At 71.3% G+C, this 24,172-nt stretch carries 30 protein-coding genes and 1 pseudogene; 19 read left to right on the plus strand and 12 right to left on the minus strand.

What is annotated here, in order from left to right:
- The first annotated feature begins 25 nt into the window (after window positions 1–25).
- Window positions 26–247 (plus strand): DUF2093 domain-containing protein, encoded by a 222-nt coding sequence (locus MMB17_RS16945; RefSeq protein ID WP_238310964.1) that lies wholly within the window; start codon window positions 26–28, stop codon window positions 245–247.
- On the opposite strand, the gene lpxK is transcribed toward MMB17_RS16945, so the two are convergent.
- Genes lpxK through MMB17_RS16960 form a run of 3 tightly spaced genes read right to left on the minus strand, consistent with a single transcriptional unit; the run spans window position 244 to window position 3,334 of the window.
- Window positions 244–1,245, minus strand: a complete 1,002-nt coding sequence (gene lpxK, locus MMB17_RS16950) for a tetraacyldisaccharide 4'-kinase (RefSeq protein ID WP_241099647.1) — start codon at window positions 1,243–1,245, stop codon at window positions 244–246. The two genes, MMB17_RS16945 and lpxK, sit on opposite strands and share 4 nt — an antisense overlap.
- Before the next feature lie 14 nt (window positions 1,246–1,259).
- The gene (locus MMB17_RS16955) at window positions 1,260–2,564 is read right to left on the minus strand and encodes a 3-deoxy-D-manno-octulosonic acid transferase (protein WP_241099648.1); all 1,305 of its coding nucleotides are present in this window, start codon (window positions 2,562–2,564) and stop codon (window positions 1,260–1,262) included.
- Window positions 2,561–3,334 (minus strand): lysophospholipid acyltransferase family protein, encoded by a 774-nt coding sequence (locus MMB17_RS16960; RefSeq protein ID WP_238310967.1) that lies wholly within the window; start codon window positions 3,332–3,334, stop codon window positions 2,561–2,563. The genes MMB17_RS16955 and MMB17_RS16960 overlap by 4 nt, the downstream gene beginning before the upstream one ends.
- Before the next feature lie 239 nt (window positions 3,335–3,573).
- Here MMB17_RS16960 and MMB17_RS16965 point away from each other — a divergent pair, with 239 nt between their 5' ends.
- The 8 genes and pseudogenes from MMB17_RS16965 (at window position 3,574) to MMB17_RS17000 (ending at window position 10,270) form a co-directional block, all read left to right on the plus strand.
- Window positions 3,574–3,981, plus strand: coding sequence for an exopolysaccharide production protein YjbE (locus MMB17_RS16965; RefSeq protein WP_373324976.1), 408 nt, complete (start codon window positions 3,574–3,576; stop codon window positions 3,979–3,981).
- Between the two features lie 204 nt (window positions 3,982–4,185).
- Window positions 4,186–4,662 (plus strand): annotated as a pseudogene (locus MMB17_RS16970) (VIT1/CCC1 transporter family protein); the annotation flags it as partial.
- Between the two features lie 93 nt (window positions 4,663–4,755).
- Window positions 4,756–5,667, plus strand: coding sequence for a metallophosphoesterase family protein (locus tag MMB17_RS16975; protein WP_241099649.1), 912 nt, complete (start codon window positions 4,756–4,758; stop codon window positions 5,665–5,667).
- Between the two features lie 60 nt (window positions 5,668–5,727).
- Window positions 5,728–6,228: a pantetheine-phosphate adenylyltransferase gene (gene coaD / locus MMB17_RS16980; protein ID WP_241102221.1), complete on the plus strand. Its 501-nt coding sequence runs from the start codon at window positions 5,728–5,730 to the stop codon at window positions 6,226–6,228.
- 53 nt (window positions 6,229–6,281) lie between these two features.
- Complete coding sequence (locus MMB17_RS16985; protein ID WP_238310970.1) at window positions 6,282–6,833, plus strand: peptidylprolyl isomerase; 552 nt, start codon at window positions 6,282–6,284, stop codon at window positions 6,831–6,833.
- 54 nt (window positions 6,834–6,887) lie between these two features.
- Complete coding sequence (locus tag MMB17_RS16990; RefSeq protein WP_241102222.1) at window positions 6,888–7,313, plus strand: hypothetical protein; 426 nt, start codon at window positions 6,888–6,890, stop codon at window positions 7,311–7,313.
- A 209-nt stretch (window positions 7,314–7,522) separates the two neighbouring features.
- Window positions 7,523–7,984 carry a peptidylprolyl isomerase gene (locus MMB17_RS16995; RefSeq protein ID WP_238310971.1) on the plus strand — a complete coding sequence of 154 codons (462 nt, stop codon included), beginning with the start codon at window positions 7,523–7,525 and terminating at the stop codon, window positions 7,982–7,984.
- A 288-nt stretch (window positions 7,985–8,272) separates the two neighbouring features.
- Window positions 8,273–10,270, plus strand: a complete 1,998-nt coding sequence (locus MMB17_RS17000; RefSeq protein WP_241099650.1) for a methyl-accepting chemotaxis protein — start codon at window positions 8,273–8,275, stop codon at window positions 10,268–10,270.
- Between the two features lie 72 nt (window positions 10,271–10,342).
- Here the strand turns inward: MMB17_RS17000 and mobA are convergent, their stop codons facing one another.
- The 3 genes from mobA to MMB17_RS17015 all read right to left on the minus strand — a co-directional run bounded on the left by mobA (window position 10,343) and on the right by MMB17_RS17015 (window position 12,525).
- On the minus strand, window positions 10,343–10,891 hold the full coding sequence (gene mobA / locus MMB17_RS17005) for a molybdenum cofactor guanylyltransferase (RefSeq protein ID WP_241102223.1): 549 nt from the start codon (window positions 10,889–10,891) through the stop codon (window positions 10,343–10,345).
- 58 nt (window positions 10,892–10,949) lie between these two features.
- Window positions 10,950–12,080: an Mrp/NBP35 family ATP-binding protein gene (locus MMB17_RS17010; RefSeq protein WP_241099651.1), complete on the minus strand. Its 1,131-nt coding sequence runs from the start codon at window positions 12,078–12,080 to the stop codon at window positions 10,950–10,952.
- 139 nt (window positions 12,081–12,219) lie between these two features.
- The gene (locus MMB17_RS17015; RefSeq protein WP_241099652.1) at window positions 12,220–12,525 is read right to left on the minus strand and encodes a hypothetical protein; all 306 of its coding nucleotides are present in this window, start codon (window positions 12,523–12,525) and stop codon (window positions 12,220–12,222) included.
- A 150-nt stretch (window positions 12,526–12,675) separates the two neighbouring features.
- Between MMB17_RS17015 and MMB17_RS17020 the strand changes: the two genes are divergently transcribed.
- Window positions 12,676–13,179, plus strand: coding sequence for a pyridoxamine 5'-phosphate oxidase family protein (locus MMB17_RS17020; RefSeq protein ID WP_241099653.1), 504 nt, complete (start codon window positions 12,676–12,678; stop codon window positions 13,177–13,179).
- Between the two features lie 74 nt (window positions 13,180–13,253).
- On the opposite strand, the gene MMB17_RS17025 is transcribed toward MMB17_RS17020, so the two are convergent.
- The gene (locus MMB17_RS17025) at window positions 13,254–14,723 is read right to left on the minus strand and encodes a DEAD/DEAH box helicase (RefSeq protein WP_241099654.1); all 1,470 of its coding nucleotides are present in this window, start codon (window positions 14,721–14,723) and stop codon (window positions 13,254–13,256) included.
- 179 nt (window positions 14,724–14,902) lie between these two features.
- Window positions 14,903–15,124 carry a hypothetical protein gene (locus tag MMB17_RS17030; RefSeq protein ID WP_241099655.1) on the minus strand — a complete coding sequence of 74 codons (222 nt, stop codon included), beginning with the start codon at window positions 15,122–15,124 and terminating at the stop codon, window positions 14,903–14,905.
- 386 nt (window positions 15,125–15,510) lie between these two features.
- Here MMB17_RS17030 and MMB17_RS17035 point away from each other — a divergent pair, with 386 nt between their 5' ends.
- From MMB17_RS17035 to MMB17_RS17070, 8 genes are all read left to right on the plus strand, one after another.
- Window positions 15,511–16,395, plus strand: coding sequence for an outer membrane protein (locus MMB17_RS17035; RefSeq protein WP_241099656.1), 885 nt, complete (start codon window positions 15,511–15,513; stop codon window positions 16,393–16,395).
- 197 nt (window positions 16,396–16,592) lie between these two features.
- Window positions 16,593–16,946 carry a hypothetical protein gene (locus tag MMB17_RS17040; RefSeq protein WP_241099657.1) on the plus strand — a complete coding sequence of 118 codons (354 nt, stop codon included), beginning with the start codon at window positions 16,593–16,595 and terminating at the stop codon, window positions 16,944–16,946.
- Entirely contained in the window at window positions 16,943–17,347 is a 405-nt protein-coding gene (locus MMB17_RS17045; RefSeq protein ID WP_238310980.1) for a hypothetical protein, read from the plus strand. Before MMB17_RS17040 ends, MMB17_RS17045 begins: the two co-directional genes overlap by 4 nt.
- A 176-nt stretch (window positions 17,348–17,523) precedes the next feature.
- Complete coding sequence (locus MMB17_RS17050; RefSeq protein WP_238310981.1) at window positions 17,524–17,784, plus strand: hypothetical protein; 261 nt, start codon at window positions 17,524–17,526, stop codon at window positions 17,782–17,784.
- A 115-nt stretch (window positions 17,785–17,899) separates the two neighbouring features.
- Entirely contained in the window at window positions 17,900–18,241 is a 342-nt protein-coding gene (locus MMB17_RS17055; RefSeq protein ID WP_241099658.1) for a DUF2934 domain-containing protein, read from the plus strand.
- Window positions 18,242–18,394: 153 nt separating this feature from the next.
- Complete coding sequence (locus MMB17_RS17060; RefSeq protein ID WP_238310983.1) at window positions 18,395–18,685, plus strand: hypothetical protein; 291 nt, start codon at window positions 18,395–18,397, stop codon at window positions 18,683–18,685.
- Between the two features lie 8 nt (window positions 18,686–18,693).
- The gene (locus tag MMB17_RS17065) at window positions 18,694–19,368 is read left to right on the plus strand and encodes an HAD family hydrolase (protein WP_241099659.1); all 675 of its coding nucleotides are present in this window, start codon (window positions 18,694–18,696) and stop codon (window positions 19,366–19,368) included.
- A gap of 155 nt (window positions 19,369–19,523) precedes the next feature.
- On the plus strand, window positions 19,524–19,727 hold the full coding sequence (locus MMB17_RS17070; RefSeq protein ID WP_241099660.1) for a hypothetical protein: 204 nt from the start codon (window positions 19,524–19,526) through the stop codon (window positions 19,725–19,727).
- Window positions 19,728–19,754: 27 nt separating this feature from the next.
- Here MMB17_RS17070 and MMB17_RS17075 read toward each other — a convergent pair whose 3' ends face one another.
- The 4 genes from MMB17_RS17075 to MMB17_RS17090 form a co-directional block, all read right to left on the minus strand.
- Entirely contained in the window at window positions 19,755–20,318 is a 564-nt protein-coding gene (locus MMB17_RS17075) for a LemA family protein (protein ID WP_241099661.1), read from the minus strand.
- A 31-nt stretch (window positions 20,319–20,349) separates the two neighbouring features.
- A complete protein-coding gene (locus tag MMB17_RS17080; RefSeq protein WP_241099662.1) occupies window positions 20,350–20,646 on the minus strand; it encodes a hypothetical protein in 297 nt (98 codons plus the stop codon).
- Window positions 20,646–20,918: a hypothetical protein gene (locus MMB17_RS17085; RefSeq protein WP_238310988.1), complete on the minus strand. Its 273-nt coding sequence runs from the start codon at window positions 20,916–20,918 to the stop codon at window positions 20,646–20,648. The genes MMB17_RS17080 and MMB17_RS17085 overlap by 1 nt, the downstream gene beginning before the upstream one ends.
- Before the next feature lie 173 nt (window positions 20,919–21,091).
- The gene (locus MMB17_RS17090) at window positions 21,092–21,562 is read right to left on the minus strand and encodes a hypothetical protein (RefSeq protein WP_241099663.1); all 471 of its coding nucleotides are present in this window, start codon (window positions 21,560–21,562) and stop codon (window positions 21,092–21,094) included.
- 192 nt (window positions 21,563–21,754) lie between these two features.
- On the opposite strand from MMB17_RS17090, the gene MMB17_RS17095 reads away from it, so the two are divergent.
- Window positions 21,755–24,169, plus strand: a complete 2,415-nt coding sequence (locus MMB17_RS17095; RefSeq protein WP_241099664.1) for an MASE4 domain-containing protein — start codon at window positions 21,755–21,757, stop codon at window positions 24,167–24,169.
- The last annotated feature ends 3 nt before the right edge of the window (window positions 24,170–24,172 follow it).

Consider the following 24,172-nt stretch of genomic DNA (forward strand, 5'->3'; position numbering starts at 1 on the left):
CTTTCACCCGGAACGGAGTCAGCCCATGCTCGGTCGATACGACCGCGGAACGCCGGCCGGCGAGGCCAAGGTCGAGTACGGCGACGGCACCATGCGCGTGATCAAGCCCGGCAGCTTCGTGCGCTGCGCGGTCACCGGCGAGGCCATCCCCCTCGATGACCTGCGCTACTGGAGCGTCGACCGCCAGGAGGCCTACGCGACGCCGGAGGCGGTGATGCAGCGCATGAAGGAAGCCGGCGAAGCCTAAGGCGACGCGGCGCTTTTCCTCCACCCGCTCAGCCCGGCGAGCTGCGCGTGGAGGGCCTGCCGATCCTCGAAGCGCAGCCTGACGGCGAGCACGGCAACGCGTTCTCGGAAGCCCGGCGGCAGACGCAGGGCATCCTTCTCGGTGGTGACGAGAGCCGCCCCCGCCCGCGCCGCCGCTTCGGCGAGGGAGGCCAGTTCGGCCTGGCGGAAGGGGTGATGGTCCGGGAAGGGCCGGCGCCCGACGATCTCCGCGCCGGCGGCGGCGAGGGTGCCGAAGAACTTTTCCGGCCGCCCGATTCCCGCGAAGGCGAAGACCCTCCGTCCGGCGAAGGCATCCGGCGCGTCCGGCTCCAGGCGGGCGCGATGCACCGGCAGCCCGCGCGCCTGCGCCTCGGCCGCCACCGCCGCACCGGCGGCGCCCTCGCCGATCAGCACGAGGCCCGTCACGTGCGGCCATTGCCGGGCCAGGGGCACCCTGAGCGGGCCGGCCGGGAAGGGCAGGCCGTTGCCGAGCCCCACCTGCGCATCGACCACGGCCAGCGCCCGATCCTTGAGGAGGCTCGGATTCTGCAGGCCGTCATCCATCACGATCACGTCCGCGCCGAGCCCGGCGCAGAGCCGGGCCCCGGCGGGCCGGTCCCGTGCGACGACGGTCGGGGCCGCCCGGGCCAGCAACAGCGGCTCGTCGCCCACCTCCTCCGCCCGGTGGCGCTCCGGCGCGACACGGACGGGACCGGGCAGACGGCCGCCATAGCCGCGGCTCAGGAAAGCCGGTCGCAGCCCGGCCTCGCGCAGGAGATCCGCCAGGGCGAGGGCCGTCGGCGTCTTGCCGGCCCCGCCGAGGGTGAAATTGCCGACGCAGAGCACGGGGCAGGGGGCCGCGATCCCGGGGCGGTCCATCCGCGCGGCGGTCAGCGCGCCGTAGGCCGCACCGAGCGGCGCGAGCAGGCGCGCCGCCGGGTGCCCGGGCGGGGCCGACCAGAAGCGGGGCGGCCTCACCCCTCAGGCCTCGGTCACGAGAGGCCCCGGGCCGCGAGCTTCATCTGCGCGACATAGGGGTCGAGCACGGCGAGCGTCCGAGCGACGGCGCCTTCGAGGGGGGCCAGGGCGGCATGCCCGCGCTCGGCCATGGCCGCCATGCGGGCGGGATCCGACAGGAGATCGCCGACCGCGGTCGTCAGCTCCGCCGCGTCGGTGACCGCCAGGGCCCCCCCGGCCGCGTCGAGGGCGCGATAGGGCTCGAGGAAGTTGCCGATATGGGGGCCGTGCAGCACCGCCGCCTCGAGGCGCACCGGCTCGATCGGATTCTGGCCCCCGTGCGGCACCAGCGAGCCGCCCAGGAAGACGAGGGGGCTCAGGCGGTAGAACAGCCCGACCTCGCCGATCGTGTCCGCGATATAGACTTCGACCTGGCCGTGCGGCCGCCCGCCCTTGGAGCGGCGGCTCGCCCGCAGGCCCTCGGCCGCGACGCAGGCGGCAACCTCGTCCCCGCGGCGGGGATGGCGGGGCACGATGATGGTGAGTAGGCCGGGCAGGCGCTCCTTCAGTGCGGCATGGGCCCGCGCGACGAGGGCGTCCTCGCCCGAATGCGTGCTCGCCGCCACCCAGACCGGGCGCCTGCCGACGAGGTCGCCGAGATAGGCGAGCTGCTGGGCATCCGCCGGCGGCATGGCGGAATCGTATTTCAGGTTGCCGACGACGCTGATGCGCGGGGCGCCGAGCCGGGCGAAGCGGGCGGCATCGTCGTTCGTCTGCACGAGGCAGACGGCGATGCGGGAGAGCAGCGCCTGGGCCGTGCGCGGGGAGCGCCCCCAGCCCTTGGCCGAACGCTCGGACATGCGGCCGTTGACGAGGACGAGGGGGATCCTGCGCTCGTGAAGGCCGAGGATGGTGTTCGGCCACAGCTCGGACTCGGCGATCACGGCGAGGTCGGGCTGCCAATGATCGAGGAAGCGGCTCACCCAGCGCGGCGCGTCGAGGGGCATGTACTGGTGGACGGCGCCGGCCGGCAGGCGGGTGCCGAGCAGCTCGGCCGCCGTCTTGGTGCCGGTGGTGACGAGCACCGACAGGCCGCGGGCGATCATGCCCTCGACGAGGCCGATGAGCGACAGGGCCTCGCCGACGCTCGCCCCGTGCATCCAGACGAGATTGCCCACCGGCCGCGCCCGGCCCGGGAGACCGCGCCGCTCCGGAAGGCGGCCGGGATCCTCCTTGCCCCGGCGGGAGCGCCAGGCGAGCAGGCCCGCGATGGCCGGCTCGCCGAGGGTCAGGCCGCAGCGATAGGCCCGGAGCGTGACCGGGATCGGGGGGACCCTCACGCGGGATTCCTCAAGCCGTCGTTCTCCAGGGCGGCCGGGGGCTCGGCATGGCCGCGGTAACCGACCCGATCCTGACGGCCGACCAGGGCATAAGCGTGATCGTGGACCCGGTTCATCTCGGCCTGAACCTTCAGGCGCAGGGCCTCGACCTCCGCCGGCTCGACCTCGCGGGGCACGTGGATCGGCTCGCCGAACACCATGGCGCCGCGCCCGTGCGGCAAGCCGAGGCAGGCCCGGTCCCAGCTGTTGAAGCGGATGTGCCGGCTCGTCACCACGGCGACGGGCACGATCGGACGGCCCGAGAAGCGGGCGAGCATGATGATGCCCGCGTCGCAGATGCGGGAGAGCTTGGGCACGTCGGCCGAGAAGGCGACGGTCTCGCCGCCCTTCAGCGCCTTCACCATGGCGCGCAGGCCCTCGGCACCGCCCTTGGCCCGGACGTCGCGCACCACCCGGCCGCGGGCGCCGGAGGCGCGCATCACCCGGATGCCGAGCCTCTCCAGGGCCATGGTGTTGATGTTGCCGTCCGGCGAGCGGGAGATGATCGTCGCGACACGATCCTGGGGCCGGCGCAGGAAGGGGACCATGATGTGCTGGCCGTGCCACATCCCGGCGATGAAGGGCCCGATCGCGTCGAGCCGGGCATAGGCGTCCCCCGGCACCACGGTGAACCGGTTGGAGCGCCGCACCCAGGCGAGATAGCGGGACGCGACGCGTGCGAGCAGGCGCTGGACGAGGGGGGTGCGGCCGATGGTCTTGATCACGCCCATGCGGGAGCGTCGTTTCCTGAGGCGATCCGGCGCCCGCGCCGGCCGTGGTCGGAGGTGGATCCGGTGACCGGGGAGGGGGCCCCGCGGCGAGTCCGCGGAGATCGGCGGCTGTCTATCCCCGAACCCCTTGGTGGCGCAACGGCCGTCCTCTGCCGCAAAACCTGGTAAAAGATTCCCGTCTTTCACCCGGCCTTTTGGGGAACCGGACCTCCGCTTTTCCGATTCTTCCCGCAGTTCAAATGATTCGGAGGAAACTCGTGAAGAAGCTTTCGATCGGCGTGGGCGCCGCGGCGCTCCTGCTCTCCGTGTCCACGGCCTTCGCCGCACCGTGCAGCACCGGCTCGACCAAGGGCAAGAGCCCGAACGAGCAGACCAACGCGAAGAGCTCGGACACGGACCAGTCCAGCAAGAACATCGCCGGCGGCCAGCAGCCCGGCTCCCCCGGCACGGTCGGTGCCATGAACAACGTGGGTGCCAATCAGCAGGTCGGCGACAAGGGCAACCAGAAGGAAGGCTCCGATCCCGGCAGCAAGAATCTCGCCGGCGGCCAGCAGCCCGCCGCGCCCGGCACCGTCGGCGCCATGAACAGCACCGGCGCCCAGCAGGATGTCGGCACCCAGGCGAGCAAGGGCGGCGACGACTGCTGATCCGCTCCGCCTCTCACCTGTGACGCGTTCGCCCGCCCGGCTCCGGCCGCGGCGGGCTTTTCGTGTCGGGGGCCGGACCCGAGCAGAAACTCTTGTCTGGAACGATTCCAAAGTTTATATCTGGAATTGTTCTAAAGAGGTTCCCTCATGCTCCTGTCCGCTCCTTCCCTCCCCCTGTCCGCCGTGGAGCGTGCCGAGAAGCAGCGCGCCTTCGTGCTGCAATATGTCCAGCCGGGCCTGGCCGGACTGATCGACGGCTCGGTCTCGACCCTGGCGCCGATCTTCGCCGCGGCCTTCGCCACCCACAGCAACGGGGCGACCTTCCTCGTCGGTCTCGCCGCCTCGATCGGCGCCGGGATCAGCATGGGCTTCACCGAGGCCCTGTCGGATGACGGGGCGGTGACCGGGCGCGGGTCCCCGCTCACCCGCGGCATCGTCTGCGGCGTGATGACGGCGCTCGGCGGCCTCGGCCACACCCTGCCCTACGCGATCCCCGATTCCTGGCCGAACGCCTTCGGCCTGGCGACCGGCCTCGCCATCCTGGTCGTGCTGGTGGAGCTCGTCGCCATCGCCGCGGTGCGCACCCGCTACATGGCGACGCCCTTCGTCCGCGCCGCCCTCCAGGTGGTGCTCGGCGGCGCCCTGGTCCTCGGGGCCGGCGTCCTGATCGGGAACGCCTAGAACCGCGTTCACGCGGCCGGGACGGTTGACGCGCGGCGCATCCGCCGCGATTGCGGGCAATCCCGTTCCCGCCCGCGGCCCGATCCGGACCCGATGTTCCGTCTCGCCCACCTCACCGACCCGCATGTCGGGCCGCTGCCCCGGCCGCGGCTGCGCCAGCTCCTGAGCAAGCGGGCCACCGGCTACGTCAACTGGCGGCGGGGGCGCGGCAAGGTCCACGACATGGACCTGCTCGCCGCCCTCGTCGCCGACCTGCGGCGGCAGGATTGCGACCACATCGCCTGCACCGGCGACCTGTGCAATCTCGGGCTGCCGGACGAGTGGGAGACGGCCCGCATCTTCCTCGAAGCGCTGGGCGGCCCCGAGGGAGTCAGCTTCGTACCCGGCAACCACGACGCCTATGTCCGCGGCTCCCTGGAGGGCCTTCTCACGGCCTGCGGCCCCTGGACGGGAGCGGATGCCGGCGGCACCGGCCACTTTCCCTATCTGCGCCGGCGCGGGCCCCTCGCCCTGATCGGCCTGTCCTCGGCGATTCCCACCAAACCCTTCGCCGCCACGGGCCGGCTCGGGCCGGCCCAGATCGCGGCCGCCGAGCGCCTGCTGCTGGACCTCGGCGCCGAGGCCGCGCCGCCCTGCCGGGTCGTGATGATCCACCATCCGCCCCATCCCGGCGGCGCCGCGCCGGGGCGCGAGCTGAAGGACGCCGCCGCCTTCACGGCGATGATCGGCCGGGCCGGCGCCGAGCTCGTCCTGCACGGCCACAACCACCGGGGCATGCTCGCCTATGTCGATGGGCCCCGCGGCAGCCGGGTGCCGGTGGCCGGCGCCCCCTCGGCCTCGGCCCGCAGCGCGCATTTCAACCGGCGAGCCTCCTACTATCTCTACACGATCGCTCCCACGGGCGCCGCCGCGGGCGGCCGCTACCGGATCCGCGCGATCGAACGGGGCCTGAACGAAGCCGGCGCGATCGCCGAGCTCGCGAGCTTCCCCCTGACGCTGGGGTGAGACCCGATCGGCGGCGCGGCTGTTCCCTGCGCCCGCAAAATGCTCTACGCGCTGTCGGCGATGACCCGCACCGCGCTCTATGCCGGCTCCTTCGATCCGGTCACCAACGGCCATCTCGACGTGGTCCGCCAGGCCTGCCGGCTGGTGCCCCGCATCGTGCTCGCCATCGGCGTGCATCCGGGCAAGGCGCCGACCTTCTCGGCGGAGGAGCGCGCCGAGCTGCTGCGCGTGACCTGCGCGCCGCTCGCCCAGGCCGAGGGCGCGGCCCTCGAGATCATCACCTTCGACGACCTCGCCGTCTCAGCCGCCCGCCGCTGCGGCGCCAGCCTGTTCATCCGCGGCCTGCGCGACGGCACCGATCTCGACTACGAGATGCAGCTCGCCGGCATGAACGGCGCCATGGCGCCGGAGGTGCAGACCGTGTTCCTGCCCGCCTCGACCGGCGTGCGCCCGATCACGGCCACCCTGGTGCGCCAGATCGCGGCCATGGGCGGGGACGTCTCGCCCTTCGTACCGCGGATCGTGGCCGAACGCCTCGCCGCCCGCTTCGCGAAATCGTGAGCCTCACCGCAACGACCGCCCGGACATGGCGGATCGACAGGAGAAGACGCCGCATGAACCGTCGCCACGCCGTCCTCGCGCTCGCCCTCGCCGCCGGGCTCGGCCTGTCCGCGCCCGCACGGGCCGCGGATGCCAACACCGTCTATCTCGACACCAAGGACGGCCGCATCACCATCGAGCTGCGCCCGGAGATCGCCCCCAAGCACGCCCAGCAGCTCAAGACGCTGATCAAGCGCGGCTTCTATGACGGGCTGAAGTTCCACCGGGTGATCGACGGCTTCATGGCCCAGACCGGCGATCCGAAGGGCAACGGCACCGGCGGCTCCGACCTGCCCAACATCCCGGCCGAGTTCTCCTCCGCCCCGTTCAAGCGCGGCACCGTGGGCATGGCCCGCTCGCAGGATCCGAACTCCGCCAATTCGCAGTTCTTCATCTGCCTCGCCGACGCGCCCTTCCTGAACAACCAGTACACGGTGGTCGGCGTCGTCACGAGCGGCATGGACGTGGTCGACAAGATCAAGAAGGCGGCGAGCGGCGCGCCGGGGGGGACGGTCCAGAACCCTGACAAGATCGTGAAGATGCAGCTCGCCGAAGGCGCCAAGTAGGTGCCCGGGGAGCGGCACGGGAGACCCGCCCTCCGGGCCGCCCTGCCGCTCCTGATCGGCCTGAGCGCCGAGGCCCGGGGCTTCTACCAGTCCCCGCTGCCCCTGCCGGAGACCCTGCGCGGCACCGTGCAGGTGCCGGTATCACCGGGCGGAGAGGCCCCGGCCGACACCCTGCAGCAGCTCTATCCCCGGCTCGCCGCCTGCTGGCGGGCACCGGAGGGGCTCGCCCGGTTCGAGCGCACGGAGATCACCGTGCGCTTCAGCCTGCGCCGGGACGGTTCCGTGATCGGCCCTCCGCGGATCACCTTCGCGCAGGCGCCGGCCGATGCCCGCGGCCGGGCGCTCCTCGAGGAGGCCGCCCTCTCCGCGATCCGGCGCTGCACCCCGGCCCGGGTCACGCCCGGGCTCGGCGGCGCCATCGCGGGGCGGCCGATCGCCCTGCGCTTCGTCTACGAAGGGCCGCGGGGGAGGGACCTGTGAGGGACCCGGCCGCGGCCTCGGACGGTTCAGGGCTTGAGATCGACCGGCCCCAGCACGTAGACGGGGGCGTGGCCTGGATCGGCCTGCCATCTCCCGGCGGGCCGCCGACAGACGCGTCCCTCGGATCGGGGACGAGACAGGCGCGGGCCGGCCGCCGAAGCGGCTTCCCGCAACGAACGACGTTCAAGAACAAAAGGAGTCGTGACGACATGGCAGAGAACAACGAGACCATCGTTCTGGAAACGACCAAGGGCCGCGTCGTGATCGCGCTCCGGCCGGATCTGGCCCCCAACCACGTCGAGCGGATCAAGACGCTCGCCGCCCAGGGCTTCTATGACGGCGTGCCGTTCCACCGGGTCATCGACGGCTTCATGGCCCAGACCGGCGACCCGACCGGCACCGGCTCGGGCGGCTCGGAGCTGCCGGATCTGAAGGCGGAGTTCAACGACGAGCCGCATGTGCGCGGCACCTGCTCCATGGCCCGCACCAACTTCCCGCACTCGGCGAACTCGCAGTTCTTCATCTGCTTCGGCGACGCCCGCTTCCTCGACAAGCAGTACACCGTGTGGGGCAAGGTCGTGGAAGGCATGGAGGTCGTGGACACGATCAAGCGCGGCGAGCCCGTACGCGAGCCCGACCGGATCGTGAAGGCGACCGTCGCGGCAGCCTGAACGAGAGACCGCGGCCGGCTTTCAGGACGCGTCACCCACCCGCCCTCTCGCCGAAGGCAGAGGGCGGGTGATTTTCGGGCGCGATCGCAACGGGCGGTGCCCCTCGGCGCACAAGGCCAGGCCCCTCGTCACCGTGTCCAGACACAACTATTGCGAGATATTATAAATCAAACGCAATTATTGAGGGAAGCAACGTTACGATTCTACATTGTACTCTGCGACAAATTTAAGTGGTTCTTAGATAAGCCCTTGCAAACAGAGGTCACCGCATCAGCAAAGCGACCTCCCATGAATCTCGGCATACGCTCGCGCCTCTACGCCGGTTTCGGCAGCCTCATGGTGATCGCCGTCGGGCTCGGCGGCTTCGCGCAGTATCAGCTCGGCAGCGTCGTGAGCCAGTACGACGAGCGCAGCCGCCTCGAGGGGGTCGCCCGCTCCATCTTCACCGTGAACAGCCTCACGGCCCGGCTCATCGCACAGACGGAGGATTACCGGTCCTCGCCCAAGCCGGAGCGGCTCGCCGAGCTGGAAAAAACCCGGCAATCCCTGGAAGACGTCAGCGCGAATCTCGCAGCGACGGCCGTGTCGCAGGAACGACTGCGGATCTATGTCCAGCTGCGTGACAGCGCCCACGAGCTCAAGGGCGAGGTCCAGCGTCTCGGGACCGCCGGCTCCACCATCCTCGACGCGAAGAACAAGCTCTTCACGGGCGGTGACGAGTTGACCCGGGCCACCGGCGCGCTCCTGACCGAGATGCGCGCCCGCGGCAGCGATGCCCAGATCGGGCAGGCCGCGGCAGCGGAGAGCGCCGTGCTGCTCGTCCGGGTCGCGAACTGGCGCTTCCTCGCGACCCAGGATCCGAAGGGGCCGGCCACCTTCGCCGCCAATATCGGCAAGGCCGAAGGTGCCCTGAAGGCGCTGCGCGGCCTCGATCCGGACGGCGATTTCGCGCAGCCGATCAAGACCGTCGAACAGGCCCTCGCCGGCTACGCCGCCGCGTTCCGGGCGACCACCGCGGCCCTGGGCGAGAGCCAGGCCGTGTACGATACGGGCATCACGCCGCGCACGACGGCGATCACGGAAGCCGGAGCGTCCGTGCGCGACAACATCCAGAACGCGGTGGAAGCGATCGCGACGGAGACGACCGCGCAGGTGGGCACCGCCCGCACCGTGCAGCTCGGCCTGATCGCCGTTGCCCTGGCTCTCGGCGCCGCCCTGGCCTTCCTGATCGCCCGCAGCATCATCGGCCCCGTCGCCGGCATGACCGCCGCCATGAAGCGCCTGGCCGCCGGTGACAACGCCGTCGACGTCCCCTCCCGCGACGCCGTCAACGAGATGGGCGAGATGGCCCAGGCCGTGGAAGTGTTCCGGCAGAACGCCATCGCCCGGGTCGAACTCGAAGCCGCACAGGTCGCCGAGCAATCCGCTCGCCAGCGCCGCGCCGACCGGGTCGACCAGCTCGTGAAGACCTTCCAGCAGCGCGTCGCCGGATCCCTGGAGATCGTCACCGCCGCCGCCACGGAGCTCGACGCCACCGCCCGCTCCATGACCCAGGTCGCCGACGACACCAACAGCCAGGCCGTCGCCTCCAGCGCCGCCGCCGAGCAGACCGCCGTCAACGTCCAGACCGTGGCCGCCGCCTCCGAGGAGATGGTCTCCTCCCTGCAGGAGATCGAGCGGCAGGTGATCCGCAGCAACGACGTCGCCAACCACGCCGCCCAAGAGGCCGAGATCACCAACGCCGCCATGGTCAGCCTCGGCGCCGCCGCGGAGCAGATCGGCGCCGCCGTGACCACGATCTCGGCCATCGCCGGCCAGACCAACCTGCTCGCCCTGAATGCGACCATCGAGGCCGCCCGCGCCGGCGAGGCGGGCCGGGGCTTCGCGGTGGTGGCCGCCGAGGTCAAGGAACTCGCCGGCCAGACCGCCCGGGCGACCAGCGAGATCGGCGACCAGATCGCGGCGATCCAGGCCACCACCGGCCAGGCCGCCACCGCGATCCAGCAGATCGGCCGCACCATCGCGACCATGAAGGAGATCAGCGAGGCGGTCGCGGCCACGGTGACCGAGCAGGCCGCCGCGACCAACGAGATCTCGCGCAATGCCGGCGAGGCCGCCCGCGGGACCCAGGACGTCTCGGCCATCGTCGCCCGGGTGCTCGCCGCCTCGGGCGAGACCGGCAGCGCCGCGACCCAGGTGCTCGGTGCCGCCGCCGAGCTCGCCACGCAGTCCCTCACCGTCAAGCGCGAGGTCGACGGCTTCCTGCGCGACATCCAGGCCGCGTGAGGCGAGGAAGCCAGGCGCCTCGAAAGCGGGAACGCCCGCCCGATTGCCCCAGGGGGTCGGGCGCCGCGGCGCTCAGCCGAGATCCAGCGCCTGCGCGCTGGCCAGATCCTCGGGCGTGTTGAGGTTGAGGAAGGGATCGACCGGATCGACCGGCCAGGAGGCCACCGCCGCCTCGTGACGGGCGATGAAGCCGCCGACCCGGCGCTCGCCGGCATCCAGGTAGCGCCGCAGGTCGGCCCGGAGCGAGACGGGCCAGAGGGCGATCGTGTGGTGCCGCCGATCGCCCGAAGCCGCCAGCGCGATGCCGCCCTCGGGACGCACCGCTTGCAGCCGCGCGACGAGGTCCCCCGGCAGCAGGGGGGCGTCCCCCGACACGCTGACGATCTCGGGAATCCCTTGCGCGGCGGCCTGCTCCAGCCCCGCCAGGATGCCCGCGAGCGGCCCGAGCCGGCCCGGCAGCGGGTCGGGCAGGATCGCCCCCGGAAACCCGGCGAACCGCCCCGCCTCGCCATGGACGCTGAGGGCCAGTCCCGCGCCGCATTGCGGCCCGAGCCGCGCACAGATGTGTTCGAGCAGGGTGAGGCCGCCGAGCCGCAGCAGGGGCTTGTCGCCCCCGCCCATCCGCCGCGCCTGGCCGCCGGCTAGGATCAGGCCCAGCACCGGCGGGGCCACGCGCGCCTCACTCGATGACGATGCGCGGCGCCGCCCGGGTGGCGGAGGCGCCGGTCAGGTTGGACCAGAGCTTGGCCGCGATCGCGCGATAGACCTTGGCATGCGGCCCGTCCGGATCCGTCGCCACGACGGGACGGCCCGCATCCGAGGTCTCGCGGATCGTCATGTCGAGGGGCACCTCGCCGAGGAAGGGCACGTCGAGGCGCTGGGCCTCGAGCCGGGCGCCGCCATGGCCGAAGATATGGGAGGTGTGGCCGCAATTCGGGCAGACGAAGGTCGCCATGTTCTCGATCACGCCGAGGATCGGCACCGAGACCTTGCGGAACATCGCCACGCCCCGGCGGGCATCGATCAGGGCGAGATCCTGCGGCGTCGAGACGATGACCGAGCCCGAGAGCGGCGTCGCCTGAGCCATGGTGAGCTGGGCGTCGCCCGTGCCCGGGGGCATGTCCACCACGAGCACGTCGAGCTCGCCCCAGGCGACCTCACGCAGCATCTGGGTGATCGCCGACTGCACCATCGGCCCGCGCCAGATCATCGCCGTGTCGGCATCGATCAGGAAGCCGATGGACATCACCTTGAGGCCGAAGCCGGTGAGCGGCTCGAGCAGCTTATCCTCGATCACCCGGGGCTTGCCGCCGATGCCGAGCAGCTTCGGCATGGAGGGCCCGTAGATATCGGCGTCGAGCAGGCCGACCTTCAGCCCCTGCGCGTGCAACGCCAGGGCGAGGTTGCAGGCGGTGGTCGACTTGCCGACGCCGCCCTTGCCGGAAGCGACCGCGATGATGTGGCGCACGCCGGGCAGGGCCGGGCCGGAAGGGCGCGGGGGCTGCGGAGCGCCGGGGCCGCCCGATTGCCGCGGGGCCTGGGGCGCCGGAGCGTTCGGCCCGCGCTCCGACGTGAGACTCGCGAAGACGCCGGAGACGCCGGGCAGCGCCAGCACCCGCCCCTCGGCCTGGCGGCGGATCGGCTCGAAGCGCGGGGCCTCGCTCGGATCGACCAGGATCGAGAACATCACGCGGTTGGTCGGGTCGACCACCACCTGCGAGAGACGGCCGGAGCCGGGCAGGGAGGTGCCACCCGCATCGACCGCGACGCCTTCGAGCGCCTTGATCACGTCGTCGCGGCTGATCGCCAAGGTACTTCTCCAACGGGCACGGGCCGGGAGCACCCGGCCGGGTCATCCCCTGCATGTAACCAAGCGGTCCCAGAACACCAGACCCCCGACCCCAGAGCCGTCGGCCCTCGACTCGGCGGCGGCCGGTGGGACGCCCGGCTCAGCGCCGCCGTCCGGGCGGGATCGCCACGAGGTTGCAGACCTCCATCCGCCCCCGCACCAGCGAGCCGTCCCCGCACCGGTAGGATCCGTTGCGGACATGGCGGCAGCCGGGCGGGCCGGGCAGCCTCCGCACCCGGGCGATATGCACACTGCAAGAGCGGCGGTTCGCGACATCGTGGCCGCCGATGCGCACGCCCTGCCCGTAGCGCACCTCTGCGAGGGCCGGCGCCGGCCCCAGGACGAGGCCAATCCCCACAAGGCACTGCGGGATGAGGCAGCGCAGCCGCGACCCTCTGCCGCCCATCGATTCTCCCTCCCGTATCGCCCACCCCTCGGCGGGGGCTGAACCAAGCCCCGCCTCGCCCGTTGTCGGGACGACTTCGGGGCAAGGCGCGCGAACGCGCCGCCGCGCCCGACTTCGGCAAAGTCACGCGACGCGCAGGAGACCGCTTTCATGCATCAGGGCAACCACCGCGACCACGAGGGCGCGAAGAAGCTGTTCGAGCTGATCAAGGACGTGAAGATCGCGATGATGACCATTGCCGATCCCGACGGCACGCTCAACAGCCGCCCGATGTGGAACAACGAGGCCGACGAGAACGGCGACCTGTGGTTCTTCACCAAGCTGCACTCGCCCAAGACGGCCGAGATCAGCCGCGACAACCAGATCAACCTGTCCTACGCGGATCCCTCCAGCCAGAACTACGTCTCGGTGGCGGGCAAGGCCGAGATCGTGAAGGACCGGGCCACCATCGACGCGAAGTGGCAGGAGAGCCTGAAGACCTGGTTCCCCAAGGGCAAGGACGATCCCGAGGTGGCGCTGATCCGGGTCCACCCGGAGAAGGGCGAGTACTGGGACAGCCCCAGCAGCACGATGGTCCACCTCTACGGCTACGTGAAGGCCACGCTCACCGGCGAGAGCCCGAAGACCGAGGTGAAGAAGGTCAATCTGGCCTGAGGATCCGCACGCCGCCGCGTCGCGCGAGACGCTTCAGCGGCGAGCGGTCACGAAGGGAAGGGAGCCTCGGAGGCTCACTTCCCTTTTTTCATGCCGGTGGGGCGGAGCAGGAAGGCCGGAACATGGGCGCCGAGGCCGATCGGCGTGTCGCCGTCGTCCTCGTGATCGTGCCGGCGGCCGCGGGAGCGGTTCTCAGCCGGACGCGGCGGGCGATGCCCGTCCCTGGCCGCCTCGACCACGGCCGGCGTCTCGGGCTCGGCCTCGGGACGGCGGGCCGGCGCGCTGCCGCGACGGCCCCGGCTGGAGCGCGCACCGCCATTTTCGGTGCGGGCGGGGGCGCGCCCGCTCTCCCCGCGCCGGCCCCGGCTGCGGGTGCGGCTCTCCTCGACCTCCTCGGGCCCGTCGTCGGGCAGGGTCGACAGGTCGCCTTCCATCCACGCAATCGGCTGGCCGATCAGCGTCTCGATCGCCGAGAGCGAGCGGGTATCGGCCCGGCTCACCAGGGTGAAGGCGTGGCCGGAGCGCCCGGCGCGGCCGGTGCGGCCGATCCGGTGGACGTAATCCTCCGGGTGATGCGGCACGTCGAAATTGAAGACGTGGCTCACCGCCGGGATATCGAGGCCGCGGGCGGCGACGTCCGAAGCCACGAGCAGGGGCGTCTCGCCAGTGCGGAAGCCGTCGAGCGCAGCCATGCGCGCGCGCTGGTCCATATCGCCATGGAGCGCAGCGGCGTTGAAGCCGTGGTTCGAGAGCGACTTCTGAAGCAGCGCGACATCGCGCTTGCGGTTGCAGAAGATGATGCCGTTGTTCAGCTCCTCCGCGCCGCGGATGAGCTTGCGCAGGACCTTGCGCTTCTCGTGCCCCTCGGCGCGGCACGCGACGAGCTTCTGGTCGATGGTCGTAGCGGCGGAGGCGGGCCGGGCCACCTCCACCCGCTGCGGGTTGTGCAGGAACATGTCCGCGAGCCGCTCGATCTCCGGCGGCATGGTCGCGGAGAAGAACAGCGTCTGGCGCGTGAAGGGCACCATCTTCACGATGCGCTCGATGTCGGGGATGAAGCCCATGTCGAGCATCCGGTCGGCCTCGTCGATGACGAGGAGCTCGACGCCGGTCAGCAGCAGCTTGCCGCGCTCGAAATGGTCGAGCAGGCGGCCCGGCGTCGCGATCAGCACGTCGGTGCCGCGGGTCAGCTTGGCGTCCTGGTCGGCGAAGGAAACGCCGCCGATGATGAGCGCCACATTGAGCTTGTGGTTGGTGCCGTAGCGCTCGAAATTCTCCTCGACCTGCGCCGCGAGTTCGCGGGTCGGCTCCAGAATCAGCGTGCGCGGCATGCGGGCGCGGGCGCGGCCCGCCTCCAGCATGGTCAGCATCGGCAGGGTGAAGGCCGCCGTCTTGCCGGTGCCGGTCTGCGCGATGCCCAGCACGTCGCGGCGTGCCAGGACGTGGGGAATCGCCTGCGCCTGGATCGGCGTGGGCTCGGTGTAGCCGGCTGCGGCGACGGCCTGGAGGACCTTGTCGCTCAGTCCGAGATCGGCGAAAGACATGCTGCGTCAGAAACCGTTGCGCGCGGGAGAGTTCGGTCGACCGGGCGGGAGCGATCGCGGCAACGGCCCTATGGCCGGGTGGCGTTGCGCCGACCGACCGCGCGTGCGAATGCGCGCGACACTTGCGGGCGCAATATCAATTTGTCAATCGGCGCTGCGGCGCGGGCGCGGCACGGGGCTCAGCGCAAGCCCGGCGAACCGGACTTCGGCAGGGCGCAGGGATCGAGGGCGGCCCTCCCTACGATCGAACCGGTGACCTCCGGATCGAAGGCACCCGCCCGCGACGCGGCCGAGCGCGCCATGTAGTGGGTCGCCCCCACGGAGACGAGCCCGACGGCGAGCACCACCTTCACCGCCCAGCGCAGGAGCAGCGGGGAACGGATCTCTTCGGAGGAGGTCACGGGCGGCGGGCCTTCGGAGCATCGGTGGCGGGCAGGACCGATCATCGGCGATCTTGGTTAACAAGCCGGCACAGCCCTGCAGGTGACTTAAGAATACGTCAGGAAAGTATAGCTCTCGCCTCCCGACCGTCGCAGCGAGTCCTGTTTCGAGCCAGGTTCGTGAATTTCAATTCACCGGAACAGGCAGATCCGACCTCGTCGGAACCACACTTGTTAGTGCGCTGGAGCACATCCGGTAGAGGGCTTCACTCACGCCCGCGTAACCTTCACCTTTCGTTGACGGGTTGCTGCGCATCTGATGGTCTTGTTGCAGGAAAGCGACAGACCCTGGGCGCCCCCTGGGGATACAAGCTGCTCCGGCTCAAGCCAAACCAGGACCTTCAAGAATGAAGAATATTCTCCTCACCTCGACCGTGCTGGTCGGCCTCACCGCCGCCGCCTCCGCTGCCGACCTGCCGCGCCGCGCGGCTCCCCCGCCGGTCTTCACCCCGGTTCCGGTCTTCACCTGGACGGGCTTCTACGCGGGTTTCAACGCCGGCTACGGCTTCGGCACCCGTGACGACCGCAGCCCGACCGTCGTCGGCGTCCCGGCTTCCGCCGGCGTGTTCGCCAACAACGGCGTCCTGACCAACGGCGTCCTCGCCTTCAGCAACCGCAACAACAACGAAGGCTTCGTTGGCGGTGGTCAGATCGGCTACAACTATCAGTTCACCCCGGGCTCCGGCTTCGTCGTCGGCGTCGAGGCGGACGCCCAGTACGCCGATTTCGGCCGTAACCGGAACCGCTTCGCCTTCGCCTCGACCGGCACCATCATCCCGGGCACGCTCGTCTACAACCCGACCGGCCTGTCGGGCCTCGACTACTTCGGCACCGTCCGCGGTCGTCTCGGCTACGCCTTCGACCGCACCCTCGTCTACGCCACCGGCGGTTTCGCCTACGGCTCGGGCGGCGGCCGCGACTTCGGCACCGGCGTGTCCTCCAACGACTTCCAGACCGGCTGGGTCGCCGGCGGTGGCGTCGAGTACGCGCTCCCGACCGACTCCTTCCTGAACTTCTTCAAGTCGTCCGCCGTGACCCTGAAGGTGGAAGGTCTGTACGTGAACCTCGACCGCGGCTCCGGCCTGCGTGGCGCCTTCGCCACCAACGCCGCCGGCACCACGATCACGACCGCGAGCCCCGGTGTCGTGCTCGTCTCCGGCCCGACCAGCCGCTCCAACACCGAGTTCGCGGTCGTCCGCGCCGGCATCAACTACAAGTTCGGCTCGTACTAAGCCGAACCGTCCCGCGGAGCCGCCCGGCTTCGCGGGGCCTCCTCGAAAGCCCGGCATATCCTGCCGGGCTTTTTCGTTTGCGCACCGCACGCCGAAGCGGGCATTTCTCGTGACCGCCGCGGATCCGGACGGTTAAGCTGCCGTTTACCCTGCAAACGGATTCTCCCCGGCATCCGCTGCAGCGAACGAGGGCGTCCTTGCGCAGCCTGCTCCTTGCCGTCCTCGCCGGCGCCGCCCTCGGGCCGTCTTCCGCCTCCGCACAGGAACCGCTCTTCCTGCGCATCCGGCCCAATCCGGCCCCGGAGGCGGCCTCCGGCGGCGCGGACCGTTCGGAGGCGGCGCTTGCCGCCGAGGCCCGCGCGGCCCACGAGGCGGTCTGGGAGCGCGCCAATCACCGCGCCCGTATCGCCATCGCCTCGGTCTGCACGGGCTGCCTGCCCCCGCCGCCGCGGGCGGTGCCTCCTGCCCCGGCACCCACGGAGGCCGCCGCGGCGGAGCCGCCCGCGGGCCCCTCCATCCGTACCATCGCCCAGAAAACAGGTGAGCCATGACCCAAGCGCACCCGACCACCGGCGCCACCGTCGATCCGGACTGCCCGGTCTCCCTCGAGCTCCTCGGTGAGGTCTACCGGGCGGACGAGTACGACCTGCCCTACATCCTGGAGAAGATCCCGCCGCTTACCCGGGCCAAGCTCGCGGCCTATCTCTACGGCAAGAGCCACATGCACCAGCTCGGCCTCAAGGTGGCCCGGGCCTGCGAGCGCGACGACCTCGTCCGCGCCGTCGGCGAGATCGGCGCGGTGATCTATGGCCAGTCGCATCTCAAGCCGGCCCGCGAGCCGGAGACGCCCGCGCCGACGGCGGCCCGCGCCAAGCCGGGCGCGGCGCCCGGCCAGAAGAAGATCAGCCTCGGCGGCTCGGCCGCGAAGGGCCGCGGCTTCGACTTCGACTGAGCCCGCCTCCGCGACGGCCTCCAGACCGCCGCCCGCCCCATCCGGGATGGGCGGCAGCCATGACTTTGGTACGGGAGCCATGCCCGCGCGTTCCTTCTATGTTGCACTGCAACCTCGGAACGCGGCAGAACCGCTCCGGTCAGACCCAGAAAAGATTCGCGCACGGAGCGGGCGGCATGTTCGGACCCTGGTGGCAGCTCGGCATCGACACCACGATGCTGGCCTTCGAATCGCAGGCGGTGATCGGGATGCGGCTCGCCAAGCTCGCCGCCGGGGGCACCGCGGCGCAGGTCGAGGCGCAACGCATGGTGAGCGAGAAGATCCTGGCGGCCAGCGAGGCGGCCATGCTGATGGCCACCGGCGGCTCGACGCACAGCGTGGTCGCCGGCTATCGCCGCAAGGTCCGGGCGAACCGGCGCCGCCTGTCCCGGGGCTGAGGAATCCACACCGGAGGCGCAAAGCCACACCGGGCATGCTGCGGCGCATCGTTAAGGCCCTCTTAACCATCCGCTCCCATCGTCGGGGGAGGTCGGGCGAGAGGAGAACGTGGACATGAGCCGAGACGAGAACCGGGTGCGCGAGCGCGCCTATTACATCTGGGAAGACGAGGGCCGGATCGACGGCCGCGCCGAGGCCCATTGGTTCCAGGCCGAGGCGGAGCTGAACCCGGCGCCGGTCACCGCGGTGGCCGCCCCCGTGGTGGAGGCCCAGACGGCGCAGAGCCCCGCCAAGGTGCTGAAGCCCCGCGCCCCGAAGGCGAAGTCGCCCGCCAAGGCCGCGGCCGCCCAGGTCGCCGCTGCCGGCACCGGCCGCACGAAGGCCGCGGCCGCGGCCAAGAGCGCGGCCAAGCCGCGCGCGCGCCGCGCCACCACCGGGTCGATCGCCCTGCACTGACCGGGCGGTCACCTGCGACAAGCCGAGCCGCCGTCCCGGAAGGGGCGGCGGCTTTTCATTGGGGCGGCTGCCCCGCAGCGCAGGAACATGGACGCGGCTTGGCCGTTTCTTCCGGCAAGTTCTTCCGGGAAGACGATCGAGGAGTTCGGAACGATGCGGATCGCGACGGGATGCTTCTGGGGCGGCCTCGCGGCCCTCTCCGCCCTCGTTCCCCTGACGGCCGAAGCGCGCGGCGAGCGCTGGCCCACGCCTGCCTACGAGGTCGAGACGACAGGCTCCGTCGGCGGGCGCGCGCCCTGGAACCAGCCCTGGGAATACGATTCGGGCAGCGGCAACGACCGGCGCCCCGAGTTGCCCTATTACCAGCAGGGGCGCGGGCAGCAGACCGGCGGCCCCGCCCGGAACCTGCTGCCCGACGACGGCCTGCATCTCTTTCCGCAATGAGTCGACCGATGCCGGTGAAGGCCGTCGTCTTCGACATCGACGGGACGCTGCTCGACAGCGTGGATCTCCACGCCGCGGCCTGGTCCGAGGCCTTCGCCGAATTCGGCATCGCCGTGTCCCCGGAGGCCGCGCGGCGCCAGATCGGCAAGGGCGCAGATCGCCTGCTGCGCGCCTTCCTCGACGAGGAGCGGCTCGCCCGGGAGGGCGAGCGGATCGAGGCCTACCGGTCCGATCTGTTCAAGCGACGCTATCTCGACAAGGCGAAGCCGTTTCCCGGCGTGCGTGCCCTCCTCGACAGGGTGCGGAGCGAGGGGCAGCTCGTCGCCCTTGCCTCCTCCGGCAAGACAGCGGAGGTCGAGCACTACCAGAAGATCCTCGGCATCGCCGATCTGGTCGACGTGGTGGTGACGTCCGACGACGTCGAGAGCTCGAAGCCGGCCCCCGACATCTTCGAGGCCACCCTGTCGAAGCTGAGGGGAATCGCCCCGGCCGAGGCCGTCGCCGTCGGCGACACCCCCTACGACGCAGAAGCGGCGAGCCAGGCGGGACTCGCGACCATCGGCCTGCTCTGTGGAGGATTTCCTTCTGAAGATCTGACCCGCGCAGGATGCATAGCCCTGTTCAAGGACCCGCAAGACCTTCTCGCGTGCTACGGGCAATCGCCCTTGAGCCCTCGTGCGTAGAGGGAAATGGCGCTCGAAGACGCTGTCCGGCCCAAGGACACGGGTGCGTCACCTCACAACAACATGTGAGTAACCACAGCCGGCAAACCTATGGCGCGAAGCGTCGAAACGTTCTAACGAGCGCCCCGCGAAACGGACGCCGACGGAACGACATCATGGCACTCACGGCCGAGCCGACTGTAACGTTCTCCCAGACCTCGATTGAGGAGCAGGTCGCCGAAGCGGTCCGCGACCGCGCCCTGCCCATCAGCCAGCTCCTGCGTCTGATGTGGGCGCTCGATGCCGACCAGAATGCCGTCAACCAGAACCTGCGCGCCCAGTTGCGCGCCCGCATCGGCGCTCCCCCGCTCAGCGCCTGAACGCGACGCCCGCAACGCGCACGCCCGTCAGAAGGGCAGAGCCGGCGGGCCTTCCAGCGCCTGCCGCTGGGTTTCCCCCACATCGAAGAAGGCCTCTTGCCGGAACCCGAGGGCGAAGGCCAGGAACGCGTCCGGACGACGGGCCAGAGCCGCATTGTAGTCGGCCACAGCCCGGTTGAAGACCCGGCGCGCGGCCGCGATCCGGTTGTCGAGGCGGGCGAGATCCGCTTCGAGCGCCCTGAAGCGCGGATCGGCCCGCAAGGTGGGATGCGCCTCGCCGATGAGCACGAGATCCCCGATCGCGGTCTGGAGCACGCCCTCGCTCGCGGCCTGCTGATTCGAGCCCTGCGCGCTCATCGCCGCCTTGCAGGCCTGGAGCGCCGCGTTGCGATGCGACCGGCCCGCCCCTTCTCCGAGGACCTCGACGAGCGACGGAACCTGGCGGTGACGCTCCGCGAACAAGGCCGAGAGGGTCGCGAAGGCGCGGCTCACATTCTGCCCGAGCCGGCGCAAGCGACGCCAGATCCAGGCGGCCCAGATCCCTGCCAGAACGAGGAGGCCGGCCGCGGCAAGGGGCAGGATCCAGCCCATCGACACCCTCCACGCCGCCGGCGCCCTCGGCTCACGGCAGGATCCAGAGACAGGAGGATGCCCCCTCGACCGCGAGGCATTCGAACGGCATGCCGCCGATCACGGATCGGCGCTGCACCGCGCCGAGTCTGCCGCGCGCCACGGTGCGGCAGGCCGGAAAGCCCGGCAGCGCCGCATGGAGGGCCGCCTCGCCCGCGGCTTCCACGGAGAGCCGGCGCAGGCTGACGAGATCGTCGCAGCCGATCACCCCGGTCTCCTCGGCCCAAACGGAAGGCGCCGCAGCGGCCGCGAGCAGGAGGCCGCACCAGGCCGCGGCGGCGCCACGCATCAGTAATAGTACCGGCGGCGCCAGTAAGGACGCGGGCGATAGTAGCCGTAGGGCCGGTAATACGGGCGGGGACGGTAATAGCCGTAGGGCCGGTAGTAGCGGCGGCGCCAGTAGGGGCGAGGCCCGACATAGACGTATTGCGCCAGCGCGACCGCCGGAGCGGCCTCTCCGGCAACCGCAGGGGCCGGCGCGAAATTCGCGGCCGAGGCTTCCGAGCCCGCCACGACGATTCCTCCGAAGAGAGCCGCCGCGACCACGAGACCTTTCAGCATACGCACCTCCCTGCCTGTTCACATCTTCCGCACGCCTGAGCGCACGGCCGAAGACGGGCGCCCGAGCAGCAACGCAGGAGCAAGCTTGAGGGTTTCACGCAATCGTGCCGTGCAGGCGTGTCATGCTTAACGCCACCCGGAAAGCGGCTACCGCCACCGGCTTCGGCGGGGCTTCAGCGGCGGGGCTTTTCCACGCCGGACGGCGGCTTCTCGGGCCCGCGGGTCTTGCGGGGCGCGGCCTGTACCGGGACGAGCGCGCCGGCGAGCGTCCAGTGGCACATCCCGTGGTCTCGTAAGGACAGGCAATCATAGGCCTGGCCGTCGAGGACGAGATGCTCGGCAAGCTCGGTTACCGTCCCGGGATCGACCGGGCCGCAGCCGAGATCGGAGCGGGGGTCCTGCGCCTTGGCGAGGGCCGCGCTGGGATCGCCCTTCGTATCCCGCAGCAGCATCCGGAGATTGGCAAGCGAGGTGCAGCCGAGGGCCGGAGGCCGGGCCGAGTCGGGGCGCGACCGCGCGGGCGGGGCCGCCTCCTGCGAAAGGGCCTGGGCCCGCATCGGCGCTGGAGCGAGACCGCAGGCGAGCAGCAGTGCGAGGCCGACAGGACGGGCGCGGCGGCGAAGCGGAGGACGAGCCGGATCCATGCGGCCCTCTAGCATGGCCGCAGCCCGGCGCACCACGCGCAGGTCGCCGCGCGGCAACACCCGAGAGCGGATGTCCGCACCCGGCTGCAACGTGATGGTGAGCCCTTCGGCTGCATGCTAGGTCTGATAGCAATGGCGAGGGGCCGCCGTCCCGGCTCGGGTCTCCGCATCGCCTCGACCGGAAGCTGTTCCATGCTCGCGAGCCGCTCGGGCCAGTCCGACGAGATCCCGTCGACCCTGGCCACGACGCAGGCGAATCGCAGGCAGCGCGGGCTGGCGCTGCTGGTCTGCCTCGCCTTCGGCGCGGTGACCCTCGGCCTTCTGCCGGTCGCGTCCCAGCCGGCCCCGCCGGTCCCGGGCTTCGTCCCGGTCTACCAATCGACGCTCATCGTCGTCTACGCGCTGACCAGCTACCTCTTCCTCGCGCAGCACCGCCGCACGGGTTCGGCGGCCCTCCTCACCATGGGCCTCGGCAGCCTGTTCGTGATGCTGATGGTGCTGCTGCAGCTCCTCTCCTTCCCGAACGTGCTGGCGCCCGGGCGCCTCGTCGGGAACAGCCCCGACACGACGATCTGGCTCTGGACCTTCTGGCATATCGGACCGCCGCTCTTCGCGCTGCCCTTCACCCTCCTCGAGCGCAGCGGCGGGCAGCGGAAGGTCTCCGGCCGTCAGGCGCTGCTCGCGGTCGCGGCGACCCTCGGACTGGTGGTGCTCGTCGCCCTCGCCGTGACCCGCTACGTCGGCTGGCTGCCCCGCAGCGTCGAGGGCGACGACTATCGCCTGCTCACCACCACCGGGATCGGTCCCGCGGTGATGGGGCTGACCGTGCTGGCGCTCGCCCTGCTGTGCTGGACGACGCGGCTGCGGACGGTCCTGCAGCTCTGGCTCGCGGTCTCGCTGCTGCTCCTCGTCTTCGACAACCTCGTCACGCTTTCCGGCGGGGCCCGCGGCACCCTCGGCTGGCTGGCCGGGCGGCTCGAAGCCCTGGTCGCCGGCATCATCCTGCTGGGCGTCTACCTGCGGGAGGTCGACGTGCTGCAGGAGCGGGCGGAGACCACCGCCCGGGAGCGGGGGCGCGAGAAGGCAGCCCTGCAATCGGCCCGGGACAGCCTCGCCCTCGCCCTCGACGCGGCTGGCATGGGCGACTGGGAGATCGACTTCGTCACCGGCGCCACGCGCCGCACGCCCCGGCACGACGCGATCTTCGGGCATGCCCAGCCGGTGGCGGGGTGGACGCTGGACGCCTTCCTCGCCCACGTGGTTCCGGAGGACCGGGCCGCGGCCCGCGCCGCTCTCCAGGCGGTCGAGGCCACCGAGCGGCTCGACCTGCAATGCCGCATCACCCGCGCCGATGACGGCACCCAGCGCTGGATCCTGATGCGCGGCCGCGGCTATCGCGGCGCGGATGGCCGCCTGCGTTCCATGGCGGGCGTGGTCATGGACACGACCGAGCGGCACGAGGCCGAGGAACGGCTCGCCCAAGCCCAGAAGATGGAGGCGGTGGGCCAGCTCACCGGCGGCGTCGCCCACGACTTCAACAACCTCCTGACCATCATCACCGGCAATCTCGACATGATCGCCCGCGCCCCCGACAACCGGGCGCGGGTCGAGCGGCTCGCCGGGTCGAGCCTGCAGGCGGCCCGTCGGGGGGCGGAGCTCACCGAGAAGCTTCTCGCCTTCTCGCGCCGGCAGGTGCTGCGGCCGGAGACCGTGAACCCCAACCGCCTGCTCCGGGATTTCCAGGGGCTGCTCGGCCGCGCCGTGGGGGAGACGGTCCGGGTCCGTCTCGACCTCGACCCGGTGCTCGATCCCGTACGGATCGACCCGGGCCAGTTCGAGAACGCGGTGCTCAACCTCGCGGTGAACGCCCGCGACGCCATGCAGGGCGGCGGCACCCTCACCCTGAGGACCTGCAACGCGACGCTCTCCGAACGGGAGATCGCCGACCGTCCCGACCTCACGCCGGGGCCCTACGTGCTGGTGGCGGTGAGCGATACCGGCACGGGCATGGAGCCGGCCGTGCTCGCCCATGCCTTCGAGCCGTTCTTCACCACCAAGGATGTCGGCCGGGGCACCGGCCTCGGCCTGAGCCAGGTCTACGGCTTCGTGCGCCAGGCCGGCGGCTATGCCCGGCTGAAGAGCGTGCCCGGCGAGGGCACGACGGTGGAGCTCTACCTGCCCCGTTCCGCCGAAGCGGCGGCGCCCCCGCGCCCGGATACGGCGATTCCTCTGCGCCGGGCGACGCAGGGCGAGGTGGTGCTCGCCGTCGAGGACGAGCCGGGCGTGCTGGAGATGGCGGTGGAGAGCCTGAGCGAGCTCGGCTACCGCACCCTCACCGCGACCCATGCCGCCGCCGCCCTCGACCGGCTTCGGGGGCCCGAGCGCATCGACATCCTGTTCTCGGACGTGGTGATGCCCGGCGGCATGAACGGCGTGCAGCTCGCCGTGGAGGCCCGACGCCTGCGGCCAGGCCTGCGGGTTCTCCTGACCTCGGGCTATACCGGCGCGCCGCAGAACCTGCCGGGCGACCTGCCGCTCCTCGGCAAGCCCTATCGCCGGGAGCAGCTCGCCGAGAAGCTGCGCGTGGTGCTGGAGAAGGCCAGCTGAGCC

This window comes from Methylobacterium organophilum (assembly GCF_022533465.1).
Classification (GTDB): domain Bacteria; phylum Pseudomonadota; class Alphaproteobacteria; order Rhizobiales; family Beijerinckiaceae; genus Methylobacterium; species Methylobacterium organophilum.